This is a genomic window from Pedobacter yulinensis (assembly GCF_003029735.1).
In the GTDB taxonomy this organism is placed as follows: domain Bacteria; phylum Bacteroidota; class Bacteroidia; order Sphingobacteriales; family Sphingobacteriaceae; genus Pedobacter; species Pedobacter yulinensis.
Genome location: NZ_KZ686274.1, coordinates 41,477 through 56,842 on the forward strand (window position 1 = coordinate 41,477; position 15,366 = coordinate 56,842).

The 15,366-nt window shown below is 51.5% G+C and carries 13 protein-coding genes; 9 read left to right on the plus strand and 4 right to left on the minus strand.

Translation table 11 applies throughout. The annotated features are described in order from the left end of the window. Nucleotides 1-11 precede the first annotated feature (11 nt). The 6 genes from C7T94_RS19145 to C7T94_RS19170 all read left to right on the plus strand — a co-directional run bounded on the left by C7T94_RS19145 (nt 12) and on the right by C7T94_RS19170 (nt 7,142). Nucleotides 12-1,670, plus strand: coding sequence for a DUF5689 domain-containing protein (locus tag C7T94_RS19145; protein WP_107217748.1), 1,659 nt, complete (start codon nt 12-14; stop codon nt 1,668-1,670). Between the two features lie 150 nt (nt 1,671-1,820). Then, a complete protein-coding gene (locus C7T94_RS19150; RefSeq protein WP_107217750.1) occupies nt 1,821-3,233 on the plus strand; it encodes a calcineurin-like phosphoesterase C-terminal domain-containing protein in 1,413 nt (470 codons plus the stop codon). Beyond that, on the plus strand, nt 3,226-4,155 hold the full coding sequence (locus C7T94_RS19155) for a DUF6528 family protein (RefSeq protein WP_107217726.1): 930 nt from the start codon (nt 3,226-3,228) through the stop codon (nt 4,153-4,155). Before C7T94_RS19150 ends, C7T94_RS19155 begins: the two co-directional genes overlap by 8 nt. Further along, the gene (locus C7T94_RS19160) at nt 4,152-5,069 is read left to right on the plus strand and encodes a glycerophosphodiester phosphodiesterase family protein (RefSeq protein ID WP_107217728.1); all 918 of its coding nucleotides are present in this window, start codon (nt 4,152-4,154) and stop codon (nt 5,067-5,069) included. Before C7T94_RS19155 ends, C7T94_RS19160 begins: the two co-directional genes overlap by 4 nt. Before the next feature lie 36 nt (nt 5,070-5,105). Continuing rightward, entirely contained in the window at nt 5,106-6,449 is a 1,344-nt protein-coding gene (gene glpT / locus C7T94_RS19165) for a glycerol-3-phosphate transporter (protein WP_107217730.1), read from the plus strand. A gap of 3 nt (nt 6,450-6,452) precedes the next feature. Further along, the gene (locus C7T94_RS19170) at nt 6,453-7,142 is read left to right on the plus strand and encodes a GDSL-type esterase/lipase family protein (RefSeq protein WP_107217733.1); all 690 of its coding nucleotides are present in this window, start codon (nt 6,453-6,455) and stop codon (nt 7,140-7,142) included. 33 nt (nt 7,143-7,175) lie between these two features. On the opposite strand, the gene C7T94_RS19175 is transcribed toward C7T94_RS19170, so the two are convergent. Genes C7T94_RS19175 through C7T94_RS19185 form a run of 3 tightly spaced genes read right to left on the minus strand, consistent with a single transcriptional unit; the run spans nt 7,176 to nt 9,384 of the window. Next, nucleotides 7,176-8,018 (minus strand): CvfB family protein, encoded by an 843-nt coding sequence (locus tag C7T94_RS19175; protein ID WP_107217735.1) that lies wholly within the window; start codon nt 8,016-8,018, stop codon nt 7,176-7,178. Nucleotides 8,019-8,053: 35 nt separating this feature from the next. Beyond that, the gene (locus C7T94_RS19180) at nt 8,054-8,638 is read right to left on the minus strand and encodes a DUF4269 domain-containing protein (RefSeq protein WP_162618770.1); all 585 of its coding nucleotides are present in this window, start codon (nt 8,636-8,638) and stop codon (nt 8,054-8,056) included. A gap of 23 nt (nt 8,639-8,661) precedes the next feature. After that, nucleotides 8,662-9,384: a class I SAM-dependent methyltransferase gene (locus tag C7T94_RS19185; protein WP_204353331.1), complete on the minus strand. Its 723-nt coding sequence runs from the start codon at nt 9,382-9,384 to the stop codon at nt 8,662-8,664. An 84-nt stretch (nt 9,385-9,468) separates the two neighbouring features. Here C7T94_RS19185 and C7T94_RS19190 point away from each other — a divergent pair, with 84 nt between their 5' ends. Then, nucleotides 9,469-10,362, plus strand: a complete 894-nt coding sequence (locus C7T94_RS19190) for a LysR family transcriptional regulator (RefSeq protein WP_107217738.1) — start codon at nt 9,469-9,471, stop codon at nt 10,360-10,362. 19 nt (nt 10,363-10,381) lie between these two features. Here the strand turns inward: C7T94_RS19190 and C7T94_RS19195 are convergent, their stop codons facing one another. After that, nucleotides 10,382-11,782, minus strand: coding sequence for an alpha-L-fucosidase (locus tag C7T94_RS19195; RefSeq protein WP_107217740.1), 1,401 nt, complete (start codon nt 11,780-11,782; stop codon nt 10,382-10,384). Nucleotides 11,783-12,106: 324 nt separating this feature from the next. Between C7T94_RS19195 and C7T94_RS19200 the strand changes: the two genes are divergently transcribed. Both C7T94_RS19200 and C7T94_RS19205 read left to right on the plus strand, forming a co-directional pair. Continuing rightward, nucleotides 12,107-13,924, plus strand: coding sequence for a type VI secretion system Vgr family protein (locus C7T94_RS19200; protein WP_107217742.1), 1,818 nt, complete (start codon nt 12,107-12,109; stop codon nt 13,922-13,924). An 11-nt stretch (nt 13,925-13,935) separates the two neighbouring features. Beyond that, nucleotides 13,936-15,192 (plus strand): tetratricopeptide repeat protein, encoded by a 1,257-nt coding sequence (locus C7T94_RS19205; protein WP_162618771.1) that lies wholly within the window; start codon nt 13,936-13,938, stop codon nt 15,190-15,192. Nucleotides 15,193-15,366 lie beyond the last annotated feature (174 nt).

Here is a 15,366-nt window from a genome sequence, read left to right on the forward strand (position 1 = left end):
AACGTATCGACATGAAGAAGATTTTATATATCAGTTTTGTTTTTGCAGCCAGCGCCTTGTTGTGGACGGCCTGTAAAAAATCTAATTATCCGGGCGGGCAAGTCTATAAATATATTCCGTTGCTCGACCTGCGCGGCTTGTACAGCGGCGTTGACCTGGCGCTGAACGAGGAGACCATGCTGGGCTCCACGCAAATTACCGGCCTGGTTATATCAGACCATTCAGGTGGTAACCTTCCATCAGGCCTACTCATCATCCAGGACAAACGCCGGCTGAACAAATTCAGGGGTATTGCCATTGCACTGGGTGCAGATGCCGCCAAGTTTGTTCCCGGCGATTCGATCTCCGTTCAGATGGTGGGCAAAACACTGACCCGCCGCGATGGCATCCTGCAGGTGCAAGGGGTAACAATGAGCGATATTACCAAAATAGCAAGCAATGTGCCTGTACCATTGAATCCCGTACCGAGTTCGCTGATCCTTGCCAAACCGGACGAATATGAAAGCACCTTTGTCGTCATTGTCGATGCACTGTTTGATCCGCTGCCACAGCCAACAGACAAGTATGCCGGTGACAAGGTGATTAATGATGGCTTTGATGATTTCGTTCTTCGCACGCGATCAACAGCGAATTTTGCCAACAATGGAGGCCTGAATTTCAGTGCAAATTACTATGGTATTGTGCTGAGTGCCGTTAACCAGGCTGGTAAACTTTCACCATACCTGGCCATGAACACTTTCAACAATGTGGACCCGGTAAGCACCGCGGCAGAACCGCCTGCGGCAGCCGTCATTACCGGTTACATGCAGGATCCTGAGGGGGGCGACGGCAATTATGACTACATGCAATTCATGGCTACGCGCGACATCAACTTCGCTACGACGCCCTATTCTGTTGTTGTAACCAACAATGCCGGAACTTCAGTGCCAACCGGTGTGTTCCCAACAAAAGGCTGGGCCATCGGCATCGATGCGCCGCGTACCCCTGCGGGCCAGACTGCGCGGTCTTACAAGTTTAACCTCAACTCAGGCACTGTAAAGAAAGGGGAGTTTTTTTATGTGGGCGGCTCTGCCAGGCTGATCAACGGTGCGAACTCCACTTCGATCAGTGCATTGAAATGGATCAAAGCTAAAAATTACACCACCTCCACGCCGGCCGCAAACCCCGCAGGGAACGGCGAAGGCTTTGGCCTGTACACGACCAACCTGCTGGCCAACAGTGGCAATACATCCGGTTTCGCCCTCTTTGAAGGGACCAATGTGGATGCAAACAGCATCCCGATCGATTGTATTTTTATCGGCAACGGCGGAAACGTATACAGTGCGTCGCCGGCTGCCGGCTTCAGAGTGACCAGGACTGATTTCTATAAGCGGATCGATCCAATTACAAAACGCCAACAGCCTTTTTACCTGAGCGGCACCAACACCATCGGCATGATTTACCATCCTGAGGGCGACCGTGATAAGGGCTATTTCAATAAACTCGGTGGTGTTTACAACACCATTACCGGGCGGTGGAAAAAAGCCCGGGCACAGCGGGATATCGACCTGACAAAAACTGCAACAGGTACAGACCTGGAAGGCGTAACCATCCAGGAAATATTGAACGATGTCGGTAATGTGGCGCGCCGGGACACGATTGCGCCAACCACACTGATACCGGTAAATTAAACGAGGGGATAAAATGTTTCTCATCCGGGAGGATAGATAGTTGATTTTTGCGCCGAATGCCCGGGAACCGGGTATTCGGCGTTTTTTTGCGGCCAGCGGCAGATCAACCCGCCGGGTCATAAATTGGCCGTACGCACTACCAAAACACAAATGAAAAGAAGAACCTTTATACAGCGTCTGGGCCTGCTCTCGGGCAGTGCTTTTATCAGTTTAAACAGCAGCGCTTTTGCCGGGCTTGAGCGTGCAGCAACCATTCAGGGCCGCGTATCAGCAGGTGGACGCGGAATTGCCGGTGTGTCTGTCTCAGACGGGTATACCGTTGTCAGGACAGACGCACAAGGCAAGTATAGCCTGAAACCGCATGAGCAAGCCTCATTCGTTTTTATAAGTACACCGGCCGGCTATGAATTCAAAACAGATTATAACCTGGCCAGGCAATATGACACACTGGGTGTGCGCAACGCGTACGACTTTAACCTGACTCAGCTGAAACGAAATGACGACCGGCACAACTTTCTTATCTGGGCCGACCCGCAGGTGAAAACCAAGGCCGATGTCCAGGAGATGATGGCTACCTCCGTACCCGATGTACAGGAACTGGTACGCAGCATGGGGAACATTCCGGTGCACGGTATCGCAGTTGGCGACCTGGTCTGGGATAATCATGCCCTTTTCGCCGATTACAACGAGGCAGTTAAACAAATGGGCATTCCGTTTTTCCAGGCGCTCGGCAATCATGATATGGATTACCGCCAGGGTGGCGACGAAACCTCAGACAAAACCTTTAAACAGCAATTCGGCCCAACCTATTATTCCTTTAACCGGGGCAAAGCGCACTATGTCGTATTCGATGATGTGCGGTACCTTGGCGTAGAGCGTACCTATGACGGGTACATCAGCGAACAGCAGCTGTCCTGGCTGGAGCAGGATTTGAAAACAGTTCCAAAAGACAACCTGCTGTTTATTTGCCTGCACATTCCGGTGCACAATTCTGTTAAAAACAACAAAGCGCTGTATGCCCTGCTGGAGGGATACAAAAATGTGCATATTCTTTCAGGACACACGCACTATTCAAGGAATGTGCAGATCAGCGAAAACATTTACGAGCACAACCATGGTACCGTTTGCGGTGCCTGGTGGACCGGGCCCGTATGCAGCGACGGCAGTCCGCGGGGTTATGGTGTTTACGAAGTGAACGGAAAAAACGTTAAATGGTATTATAAAGGCACTGGTTTGCCGAAAACACACCAGGTGTCTTTAGACGTGGAACGCACAGCGAAACAAGTCAGGCTGATCGCTAACGTCTGGAACTATGATCCGCAATGGAAAGTTGAATACCTGGCCGATGGCCGGAAGATGGGTAACATGGAAATGACCAAGGGTTTTGATCCCGAATGTGTACGTTTGTACAGGGGTCAGGACATGCCAAAAAAACGTCCGTTCGTTGAGCCGCACCGCACCGAGCATTTGTTCCTGGCGCAGCTGCCTGCCAGCGTCAAAAACGTCGAAGTGGTGGTAACCGACCGCTTTGGCGAAAAATATAAGATCAAAAAGGATGTTTAAAAACTGTTTATATCTGATTCTGCTGGTTTCGGCTTGCACGCCGGCACTGAAGGCAAGTGCACAGGCTAAGTTTTTTTATGCTGTAGAACAAGGCCAGAGCCGGGTAATCCGGGCAGAGGCCGGCAAGACGAAAGTAGACTGGGAGTGGCGCGTAGACCAGTATGTACCTGACAGCGCCCGCAAGTGGTTCAGCAACCTGAGCGAGGTGAAGCCGGTCTACCAGCAACAATACCTGTTGATCACCGCTTCGGGAGGAGGCGTTGCCCTGGTTCGCCTGGCCGATAAAAAAGTTGTATTCATGGTATATGCCGGCGGCAATACACATTCTGCAGAACTCCTGCCCGATGGCAACATCGTTGCTGCATCCAGTACCGGCGGTTACCTGACCCTGATCCGCACCGATACAGCGGTGGCTGCCGCTGCAGTCCGCACGTCGCGCATCAAAATGCCCGATGCACACAACGTAGTGTGGGACCGCAAGCGCCAGTTGTTGTGGGCTACAGGCGGGCAGGTTCTGTACGGGCTGAGTTACAACATGAACTGCGATGCGCCGGAACTGACGATCAAGGAGCAAATCGAGCTTCCGGATGGCGGTTCGCACGACCTTTTTCCCGTCTTTGGCCAGGACCGGCTCTGGCTGTCGACCCATGACCACACATGGTTGGTGGACATGGTTGGTAAAAAGCTCACTGAAGTTTCAAAACTGGACCGCATCAAGAGCCTTTCATCCGGACCGGAAAGGTATCCGCTGATGATGCTGCGCGCCATCGATACCAACCGAAAGTGGTACAACAACCAACTTATTGACGCCAAAAGTAACGTCATCTTTGACCTGGAAGGTCTTAAGATCTATAAAGCGCGCTGGGATCTGCCCAATGCTTTCAGTTATCCTGACACACACACTTTTAAAACCTGTAAATGAAAATTCACCAACAATTGCCCAAGCTTCTCGTGGTTGCAGCGCTGGCTGCAAGCAGCTGTTCAAGCGTACAACCGCATGTCAGACTGGCAAAGCGCCTGCCTGGATTCAGTACCGAGGCACATCGTGGCGGCCGCGGCCTGATGCCGGAAAATACCATTCCAGCGATGCTGGATGCGATTGACAGGGGCGTGACCACGCTTGAGATGGATCTCGGCGTTACCAGAGATAAACAGGTCATCGTTACGCATGATCCGTATGTGAACCTGCAATTTGTTACCCCTCCGGCGGGAGCCGAAATAACCGCTGAAGAAGGAAAAAAACTCTACTGGTACAGCATGGACTATGCAGTGGTGAAGCAATATGAAACCGGGCTGAAGCCGCACCCCCAGTTTCCCCGCCAGAGAAAAGTAGAAACGCACATTCCGTTGCTGTCAGATCTGATCACAGCTGCTGAAGGGCATGCGGCGATAAAAGGCCGGAAGATGTTCTATGATATGGAAATCAAAACGCAGGCGGGCGGCGACAATGTAAAACATCCAGAAATCCCGGATTTTTGCGAGCATGTTATTGCGATCTTGAAAGCGAAAAAGGTACTGAACCGGACCATTATCCAATCGTTTGATGTACGGGCCCTTCAATACATCCATGAGAAATATCCAAAAGTCATGCTGTCCTATCTGCTTGACAGGAAAAAGGCGCCGAAGGTTACTGAAAACCTGGAACGACTGGGCTTCATGCCTGTGTTTTATAGTCCTGATCATAATGCGGTGACCGCCGACCTGGTTGCCGCCTGTCATGCAAAAGGCGTCAGGGTACTGCCCTGGACACCCAATACCAAAGAAGACGTTGAGCGCCTGAAAGCCCTTGGCGCAGATGGCATCATATCAGATTATCCTGACCTGCTCGCACCTTAAAACCAACTCACACACCGATCAACAAGCCAACACCGAATGTCTTTTAAATTATTTCCTGCACCGGCACCGCACCAGCCGCTGCTTCCGGTAAACCGCATTGACCCGGAATACAAAAAAATGCGTATCCAGGTTTTCCTGGGTATATTTCTCGGCTACGCCGGATACTACCTCGTGCGAAAAAACTTTTCTATGGTGATGCCCGACCTCATTAAACAGGGTTACTCAAAAGGCGATCTTGGCCTGGCCCTGTCTGGGGTGTCTATAGCCTATGGCCTCAGCAAATTCCTGATGGGTAATGTCTCTGACCGGAGCAATGCGGGAATTTTCCTTGCCGCCGGACTCGTCCTGTCAGCGCTGACCATGATTTTCATGGGCGTGAGCCCGTTTGCCACTTCGTCTATCGGGGTCATGTTCGTGCTGTTGTTTATTAACGGCTGGTTCCAGGGCATGGGCTGGCCGCCTTGCGGCCGGGTTGTGGTACACTGGTTCTCCATCAAGGAGCGCGGCACCATGATGTCAATCTGGAACGTAGCCCACAATGTAGGCGGCGGCCTGGTTGGTCCGATCGCGATCCTGGCTATCGAGATCTTTGCCGACTGGCAGAGCATGTTCTATTTCCCAGGAATGATTGCACTGGTCTTTGCGCTGATCGCATTTATCATGGTCAGGGATACGCCGCAATCCTGCGGTCTGCCGCCGATCGAAGCCTACAAAAATGATTATCCGCGCAACTACTCGGAATCGCAGGAGAAGGAGCTCTCTGCCAAGGAGATTTTTTTTCAATACGTCTTTAACAACCGCATGCTGTGGTACATTGCCTTTGCCAATGCCTTTGTTTACCTGGTCAGATACGGTATTCTTGACTGGTCGCCAACCTTTCTGAAAGAAGCCAAAGGCTTTGATCTGAAAGAATCAGGTATGGCTTATTTCCTCTACGAATATGCAGGTATTCCCGGGACACTGTTGTGCGGCTGGATCAGCGATAAAGTCTTTAAGGGCCGCCGGGCGCCCGCAACCATCATCTATATGGTACTGGTGCTCATTGCCGTCCTTGTTTACTGGAAAAATCCTCCGGGTCACATCTGGATCGATAACGCCGCACTGATCGCCATTGGTTTTCTGATCTACGGACCGGTTATGCTGATCGGGGTACAGGCGCTGGACCTGGTGCCTAAAAAAGCCGCTGGTACCGCTGCCGGCCTTACAGGCCTGTTCGGCTACATGGGCGGTGCACTGTTTGCCAACATTGCCATTGGTCACGTTGTCGATGCCTTCGGCTGGGATGGCGGATTCGAAGTGATCGTAGCCGCTTGTGTACTGGCCATCGTTTTTACAGCCTTTACCTGGAACCGGGAAAAAAGAAACCTCAAACTTGTATAACATATGAACTATCTAAAAAAGTCTGTTTTTTTCTTTCTGCTTGCGGGCGTGCTTGCCGTACAGGCGAACGGGCAGGTCACCGCAAAATGGGACAGCACCTACCGCCCGGCAAAGTACGCCGAGAAAGTAGCTGCTTTCAGAGCCGAACCAAACGGCAAGAAAGACTTTATTTTTCTCGGCAACAGCATCACCGCAGGCGCGAACTGGTCCACCTTACTCGGTCTGCCCCAGGCAAAGAACCGCGGTATCTCGGGCGACATTACTTTTGGTGTGCTTGAACGCCTGGACGAGGTCATTGAAGGAAAACCTGCAAAAGTTTTTGTGCTGATCGGCATCAACGATGTGGCCAGAAATATCCCTGACAGCATTATCCTTGCAAATTACAATAAGATCATTGACCGCATCAGGCTTGGGTCCCGGAAAACGAAGATCTATTTTTATACCCTTCTTCCGGTCAACAGCTCGTTTCAGAAGTTTAAAAATCACTATGGAAAAGACGATCACATTTTGTGGCTGAATGAACAGATCAGGAAGTTTGCTGCAAAAGGTGTAACGGTGATCGACCTCTACCCGCATTTTCTTGACGCAGAAAAACACCTCAGGGCAGAACTGACGGCCGATGGCTTGCACCTGATCCCCGCCGGGTACCAGGTCTGGGCAGAGGTGCTCAAAAAAGGCGGTTACCTGCAGTAAATAACCTGAACCGGCGGCCAGCCGACTGCCGGTTTATCCTTTTTCTATCAGGCGAACTTCGTGATCGCCGAGCTCGACAAGCCGTTCTTTATACAGGCCGCCGATTGCTTTTTTAAAGACATTCTTGCTAATGCGCAGCTGCTGGTAAATTTCTTCAGGTGTGCTTTTATCGCCCAGCCTGAGCACACCGCCGTTGTTTTTCAGGGCTTCGAGCAGGCTGGCGCGCGTGTTAAGAATGTGCCCGAAACCTGAAGGCTGCAATGTCAGGTCCACTTCATGCGTGGCACGTATTTTTTTGATCCAGCCCTTGTGCCGCTCGCCCGGATGCAGGTCTGTAAACACCTCATTGTGGTAAAGAAGCCCCGGGTAGTGGTTGTCAATAATGGCATTGTAGCCCAGGTCCGTGCGCTCGGTGATAAGCAGCTCAACCTCATCGCCTTCTTCAAAGTTGTATTTTCCTTTCTCAACATGATTGGTCAGCCTCGACGAGGCGAGCAACCGTTCGTCGACTGCATCAAGATAAACGTAAACCACGTGCCATTCACCTGCTTTCATCGGCCGCTTTTGCTCCTTTTTTGGAACGTACACATCTTTTGAAATGCCAAGATCCAGAAAGGCACCGGACTCTTCCGCAGATACAACTTTCAGGTAAGCGAAATCGCCGACACAGGCAAACGGACGTTTGGTGGTGGCAATGAGCCGCCCTTCTTTATCTGCATAAATAAAGACTTCGGTCAGGTCGCCTTCCCTGAGCCCTTTCGGAACTTCGAGGAAGCTCAGCAGCGCATTCTCGTCGCTGTCAATGTCTTCAAGAATCCAGCCTTGTTCTGCCTTCCGTTCAGCTTTTAATGTGTTGTAGCGCCCGATGTCTATCATATTCTGTTTACTTGGGCTTCAAAGGTACGGATATTTTACTTGCCATGTACAGGCCGATCTCCTGTGTCTGAAGGCAGCCATGGCGGCAGCGCGGCATTGTTTTCGAGCGACAGCAAGGCAATATAAGGGTTGCCTGGAAGGCCGAGCAGTTTGCAGAAAGCTTCTTCTGTACTGGCGCCGCGCCGTTTGAGCGAAATAACCGCTGCACGGAATTCGTTGCCGTATTTGCGGAGCACACGGTCCTCTATCAGGAGGTGCCGGTAACTGAGCTGCCTGCCCACGGGCAGCGCCTGGCCGAAAATCTCTAAAAGCAGGTTGCCGTCTTTGAAACTGGCAATCCAGGCCTCGCTGCCGAATTTATCTGTGCAGCGCATACGAAATTCCGGCATCTGCCCGAAAGACTGCTCCAGGTGCCGGACATATCCGGCCCCGTCAGAAAAACTGCAGACCAGATCTACATCGCTCCCGGGAATGTTTACGGCGATCGGAAAGCTGCCTGTAAGCCTTACGCTGTAATGCTGCAGTTGCTCCAGGTACCGGCCCTGGCAAAGCAGGTCGTAAACTTCCTGCTGCGAAGCCGTTCCCCCTTTTAAGTAGTCTATATCTTCAAACCTGTTCACCGAGCAAATATAGGTGTCCTGCCTTATTTCACCGCGCCAAATGCAGCAAAGCAGGTATTCTTGTGCAAGATCTCGACGGCGCTGAATCCGCACTCTTTGAGCAAGAGGAGCTGAAAAGCGGTTGACCGCGGAGTATCTTCCTCATCGATGTACGCAAAAACCCGCTGCTGGTATGCCTGTCCGCCGATGTTCTCCAGGTAATCGGCATACCGTTCCCGGAACAGGTTTTCCAGCGCCGGCGGTTCATGGCTCACCAGGTCGGAGATCCAGATGCCGCCTCCGGGTTTGAGGAGGTGATACATGTTGCTGAAGACTGCCCGCCACTCTTCGGTACTGCGCAGGTGATGAAAGACGGCACCGGCCAGGATAATGTCATAGCCTTGCGCAGTCAGGTCTGCTGTGCGGATGTCTGCCTGAACTGTGATGACCTTGCCGCTGGTCACAGCCGAAACGCGGTCTGCTGCCCTGTCCAGCATGGGCCTGCTGAGGTCGACCAGCGTGCAGTCCAATCCGGGCAGTTTTTCAAGCAGCTTCAGCGTAAAGTTACCGGCCCCGCAGCCAATATCCAGCACTGCGGTTGCCTGCCAGTGCAGCCGGGCTGCTGCACCGGTAATCAGTTCAAGGCCGAGCGGCGCATCCATAATGGTTTGCTGACCGGTCTCCAGGTTTGAAAAGCGTTCTACATCAGCATCAAATCGTGCCCTGATCTCGTCGGTCGTAGATTTTTTAATTTCGAAATGTTCCATATATCAGATTTGCAGCAAACATAGGCTGTTGCTCCATACCTTAAAAATATCAATATTTGCAATTAACGATATGAGTAAGGTATCATGGAATTAAGACACCTCCTGTATTTTAAAACAGTTGCCGAAGAGCTGCATTTCAGGAAAGCAGCTGGAAAGTTGTTCATCTCGCAGCCGCCTTTAAGCCGGCAGATCCGGGAACTTGAAGCGGAGATGGGCGTACGGCTTTTTGAAAGAAACAACAAGCGGGTGCAGCTGACTGCAGCCGGCAGTTATTTCAAACGGCAGGTAGACGAGATCTTCGCGCGCCTGGAAGAAAGCAAAACCATGGCCCGTTCTTTACATGATGCCCCTGCAAGCGAACTCCGAATCGGTTACATCAGTTCAACTTACCATCCGAAACTGCTTGAAAGCCTGCAGGAGGTCAGGCAACAGTATCCTTTGCTGCGCATCAAGTTGTTTGAAATGCCCAGCCTCAGGCAGGTGGAGGCCATCAAAACCGGTGAGCTCGATGCGGGTATTATGCGTGCCCCTGTCCAGGCTGCGGGCCTGCAGGTTCGATCCCTGTTTCAGGATCCCTTTGTGATGGTTTTGCCCCAGGATATGGTCCTGGCAGATACCGGTGCGGCCGGGCTGGGTGTGCAGCCCTTTGTCTTTTTCAGCCGTGACTATGCGCCGCTGTATCATGCCAAACTGCTGGAAATCTGCCACCGCATGGGTTTCGAACCGGATATCAGTCATGAGGTAAACAACGTTTACTCCATCCTGCGGCTGGTGGCTCAGGGACTTGGCGTTTCCATCCTGCCTGCGGCCGTACAAACACAGCATCCCGAATTGCCCCTGCGTTTTATTCCAGTCAACTTGCCGGTTTATACAGAGGTGGTCCTGGTTTGCCGGCAGCCCCGGGCCAATGCGGCCGTCGGGCTGTTTCTCGACGATTATGCCGACCGTTTCGGGTCTGCCAGCAGCCGCACAACTTAAAGTTGGCCGGGCCGGAACCCTACCTGCGCTCGTTGTAGATGCCGATTTCCGCTATAGCCGGCGGCGTGCTGAAATCCGTAAAACGTATGCGGACCTTTTGAGCCCAGACGCGGTCAAAACGGTGTATTTTGACACGCCCTGGCTGCGAACCCTTTTCCAGCGTTTTCCAGCTGTTCCCGGTGAAATACTCCAGTGTGTACCCCGAAATATTGGCTTTGGCTTCTGTAATTGAAACGGTGTTTACCGGCGATTCCTTTTCAAGGTCAACTTCAATCCAGGGCTGCCTGATGCTGCGGTGCGAACGCCAGGCCGTGGTAAAACTGTCGTCGTTTGCAAAATCCATGATCCACATGTCATCGCTCCAGGAACCGTTTACAGGTTTCTTTTTTGCCAGGTTCGGGGAAATGAGCGGGGCATCATAGGCAGGCAGTTTCGAAGGGTTTGCAGCCCGCTTGTAAAGGTTGCCGATTTTTGCCAATTCTGTTACGGCATTATCGTCTATACGGCCCTCGCGGTTTGGCGCAACATTAAGAATGAAGTTGCAATAAGACTGGTTAAAAGGAATGAGCATCTCATGTACCAGTTGGGTGGCATTTTTTACCGGTTTCTCAGGAAAGTCAGGCTTCCAGAACCAGGCGGTATTAATGGGCAGGCAGGAAAGCGCCGGCAGGCGGTTGGACTCCTTTGAAATGTGCTGTCCGGCGCCCTGTTCGTAAGATTTGATGTCGGTATAAAATAAAGCCTCGGCCGGGTACTTGGCCGCATTCAGGTCCATAACGAGGCAATTTGGCTGGATCGATTTGATCAGTTTGTAAATTTCTTCAAAAGGAACATCATCATACGAAATTCTTGACCATGGCGCATCCCAGCCGTCGATGATCAGGGCAGAAATTTGGCCATAATTGGTCAGCAGCTCAGTGAGCTGTGCTTTAACCATCGCAATGTGCGCGGGGGTGATGTGGCCGGGACGCAGTTTGTGGTGGGTGTCCAGGATGGAATAATAAAGCATCACTTTCAGACCGGCCTTGCGAAAGGAATTTGCGTACAACCTGACTACATCTTTTTTTAGCGGACTGTTCATCACGCTGTAGTCCGTTGTTTTTGTATCCCATATGGCAAACCCACTGTGGTGTTTGGTTGTCAGGCAGCCGTAAGTCATGCCGGCTGATTTAGCAGCCTTTGCCCACTGGTCTGTGTCGAGCCTTTTCGGATTGAAAATGGCGGGCGGGGCGTCTGGATCTGCCCAGTCATCTTGCATATACGTTGGGATGTTGTAATGTATAAACATGCCGAAGCCTAAATCAACGAATTGCTGTTGCAGGCTAGTCAGTGGCAGGGCCGTTTTGTCCTGTGCCCGGATGGCGGTAAGGAGTTGAAAGGTAAGAATGAAGCAAAAAAGCGATCTTGTAAAGCGCGTCATATAATCCTATTTTTTGTCGCAAAATAAGGATTTTTCCATTAAGGTGGTTCAACAGCAGGTGACTCTAAGAACAGGGCTGGACACCGCGGCTGCAACGACGTAAATGTCGGCTTTTTACAATGACCTTGATCGCTGTGCGCAGTAACTTGGCAGCTTTTCTGAACCCGGCCTGCGCCGAAATACGAAGACCGATTTGACAGATTGGCACAAGGAAAAAGGTAAATACCCGATTCTGAATGTTATATTTGTTCTAAACCTGGATTTAATACTTCGGTTGCTACCCCCGGAGTATTGAAATGATCCATCTACCTAAATGAAAAACATATGGAACGAAAGCTTATCGTCGAGATCAACATCGAAGATACTCCTGTCCTGAATTACTCGTCGTTCAGGCTCAGCCAGGAATTTAATGCGCACCACACTTTTGAGCTGGTGCTTTACAATGACCGGGTCGGCGAGCCGGGTCTGATTTCTCTTAATGAGAGCAGGCAATTTATCGGAAAGCCGGTCAGCGTGTCTTTTGGATACAGCCAGGACCAGATGCAGGATTTTAAAGGCCTGGTAACAGGTGTCAGGCTGTCGCAAACGCACGGTTTTCATGGTAACGTCATTGTAACCGGCTTCAGCTCAAGTATCTTAATAGACCGGGGCGAAGACCTGGGCTCTTACTTGAACAAAACCCTTGATGACATTGTAAAGATCGCTACGCGCGAAACACCGGAAAATGATTTGCGGATCGTCTCGAACGCCAGCAGGAAGGCGCCGCTGGATTATGTAATTCAATACCGGGAAAGTGATTTTGAATTCCTGAACAGGCTCTCGGCAGAGTATCATGAATGGTTTTTTTATGACGGACAGCAGCTGTGCTTTGGCCGACCTGATCAGCAGCAGGAAGTTCGGCTCTTTTACGGACGTGACCTGAACAGTCTTGATTACGGCATAGCGGTCGCTCCGATTAAACATAAAAAATTCGCTTACAACCCGGGCCAGGACCAGATGCTGGAAAGTGAAAGTCCGGGCCAGGCCGATGGCCAGCCTGATCTGGTGCATGCTGTCCGGGCATCGAACGCCATGTACAGCAAGGTATTTACGCAGCCCACCGCGATCCGCGTGGCCAGTAATTCGGAGATCAGGGAGCATGTTGCTAACGATGAGAAAGCGCATGTGAGCGGGCTTCTGCAGGTCAATGCGGCAGGAACGAATCCAATGGTCGGAATCGGCAAGGTAATCGATGTGGCCATGAGTGTACGCAGGGAACTTTCTTTTCAAACTGAAGACTTGGGTAAATTCCTGGTCACCTCCATTCACCACCACATTGACGGCACAGGCAAATACAGCAATTCCTTCCAGGCTGTAGTCGCTTCGACCGAGCGGCTGTTGGTCAAGGACAAGAAACGGCCCCGGCCGGATATGCAGCTTGCTAATGTGGTAGACAACAATGATCCGCAAGGCCAGGGCCGTGTAAAGGTACAGTTCAAGTGGGCTACCCAGAACAATGAGCCTACAGAATGGCTGCGTGTCATGGCACCTGATGCGGGCAGTTCAGACAAGGTGGGTACAAACCGGGGCATGGTTTCGGTGCCGGAAACCGGCGATCAGGTTGTCGTTGCTTTCGAAGAGGGGAATATTGCGCGCCCGATCGTCATGGGGTCTGTCTTCCATGGCAAAAGCGGTGGAGGCGGCGGCTCTGGCAATAACAACAAAAGCCTGACCTCTAAAAGCGGTAATACAGTGAAACTTGACGATGGTGCGGGTGTCACGGTTCAGGATAAGGACGGAAACGTGATCTCGCTTGATGGGGCAGGGAACGCTTTGTTCGAAACCTCGCAGACAATCGTTATAAAATGCGGGGAGAGCAGCCTCTCTATGGATATGTCAGGCAATATCATAATAAAGGGAAAAAACATCACCGTGCAGGGCGAAAACATCGGCCACTCGGCTACTTCGGCGCTCGGCATGGGTGTGGGACCTGAAGGCGGGGCACCGACGTCGGGGATCGCCATCGAGGCGACCACACTCGATATTGCTACAGAAACCCTTGCGGTTAGTGGCAGCTCTGAAGCAAATTTTGCTTCAGATACGATCAATATCGGCGCAACGAGCAATGCAAATGTGAGCAGCGGAACAATCAAACTGAACTAAACCACGCCGCTGTGAATCCTGTTCATCTTGAGATGGTAAAAATAGACCGCCGCTGGAAGCAGGTGGTCAGGGAAAACAGCCAGTCTCCGCTGTTTATTTGCCTTGGCGAAAAACACGAGGTACACCTGTTTGAAACCTATTTCAAATACCAGCTGCGCGAAGATGCGCGCACAAATGATGTATACCTGATCCATTACCAGGATTTTACTGATCCGCTTACCTATGGGGAGAGCCTGTTGGCTGAGTGGGCCGAGGCGTTTAAATCCTGGCCGCAGGGTACTGCTGCCTGGCCCGGTGTGGATTTTACAGTTACAACTGGTACAGACGCCGGCAGACCTGTCGCAGCACTGGCTGAATTATGCAGGCTGTACCCGCACCTGGCCGAGCAGCACATTTTTGTACAGATCGCCCCTACGGTGGTCAGCGATTTTGATGCGCTGCGAAACTGGATCAGCGACTGGGGCCGGGCAGTGAAAAAAGGCGGTATCAGCAAGCTCAAACTGGTGCTGACCGACCACCACAAACACCAGACCTACAAGAAGGCGGCTGATGCCGTTCGCTTCAGGATTGAGACCGATCTGACCGCCATGATGCAGCATGCAGCAGAATTTACCAATCCGAAAAAAGGTGATCCCGAGGCCGATTACCAGCAGCAAATCCTGATAGCGAGCAACCAGCTCTCAAAAGGCAACTACAATCTGGCGGTGGCGGCGCTTGAAAAGGCAGTCCGTATTGCCAGACGCCAGAAATTGCCTGAAGCAGAGGTCACCGCCCGCCTTATGCTGGCACAGTGCCTGGCCGCCGAAGGGAAAACGGCGCCGGCCCATTCCGAGTATCAACTCGCCATAACCGCCGCCGGCGAAAAAAACCTGGTAGCCGCACAGATACACATGAACTATGGGAGTTTCCTTTTGTCCCAGTCTGAGCAGGCGAAAGCCAAGACGTACTTTTCCAAAGCTGTAGACATTGCAGAGCAAATCGGCAATGACTTTATTGCAATGGAATGTACCCGCTTGCTTGGCCAGCTTTCGGAAGGAATTTTAACCGGCGATGCGGAAGCCATCAGGTACTATGAACGTTGCCTCGAAATTGCACGGGAAATGGAACCTGAAAAACGCCGGCAGAGTTCCATGCCGTACGTTGCGGGGATCCTGTTAAAAAAATATGGAGAAAAAAGTGCTGCTGGCAAAATATTAGATGAAGAAATGCGTACACTTTTTGGAGAAAACTGGATCGATCTCACGAAAAAGCCTAAACAAATGAAATAAGTGACGAACCGCCGGTTACCGGCTAAAATACCTATCTATGAGCATACCGACCGTACCTCTTCAGCTGATCAAAGCTGAAAAACCGGCCATGAAGAACACGGCGGTTCAGCATGTAAGCAAACATTTTGACATCGTGCTGGGCATTGATTTTCACTGGACAACCTTTCCCTTTAT

Excerpts from the sequence above, each read along its gene's own strand:
- C7T94_RS19155 (WP_107217726.1), top strand. The coding sequence starts at position 3,226 with ATGTTTAAAAACTGTTTATATCTGATTCTGCTGGTTTCGGCTTGCACG.
- C7T94_RS19200 (WP_107217742.1), top strand. The coding sequence starts at position 12,107 with ATGGAACGAAAGCTTATCGTCGAGATCAACATCGAAGATACTCCTGTC.
- C7T94_RS19160 (WP_107217728.1), top strand. The coding sequence starts at position 4,152 with ATGAAAATTCACCAACAATTGCCCAAGCTTCTCGTGGTTGCAGCGCTG.
- C7T94_RS19170 (WP_107217733.1), top strand. The coding sequence starts at position 6,453 with ATGAACTATCTAAAAAAGTCTGTTTTTTTCTTTCTGCTTGCGGGCGTG.
- C7T94_RS19195 (WP_107217740.1), bottom strand. The coding sequence starts at position 11,782 with ATGACGCGCTTTACAAGATCGCTTTTTTGCTTCATTCTTACCTTTCAA.
- C7T94_RS19175 (WP_107217735.1), bottom strand. The coding sequence starts at position 8,018 with ATGATAGACATCGGGCGCTACAACACATTAAAAGCTGAACGGAAGGCA.
- C7T94_RS19185 (WP_204353331.1), bottom strand. The coding sequence starts at position 9,384 with ATGGAACATTTCGAAATTAAAAAATCTACGACCGACGAGATCAGGGCA.
- C7T94_RS19145 (WP_107217748.1), top strand. The coding sequence starts at position 12 with ATGAAGAAGATTTTATATATCAGTTTTGTTTTTGCAGCCAGCGCCTTG.
- C7T94_RS19150 (WP_107217750.1), top strand. The coding sequence starts at position 1,821 with ATGAAAAGAAGAACCTTTATACAGCGTCTGGGCCTGCTCTCGGGCAGT.
- glpT (WP_107217730.1), top strand. The coding sequence starts at position 5,106 with ATGTCTTTTAAATTATTTCCTGCACCGGCACCGCACCAGCCGCTGCTT.
- C7T94_RS19190 (WP_107217738.1), top strand. The coding sequence starts at position 9,469 with ATGGAATTAAGACACCTCCTGTATTTTAAAACAGTTGCCGAAGAGCTG.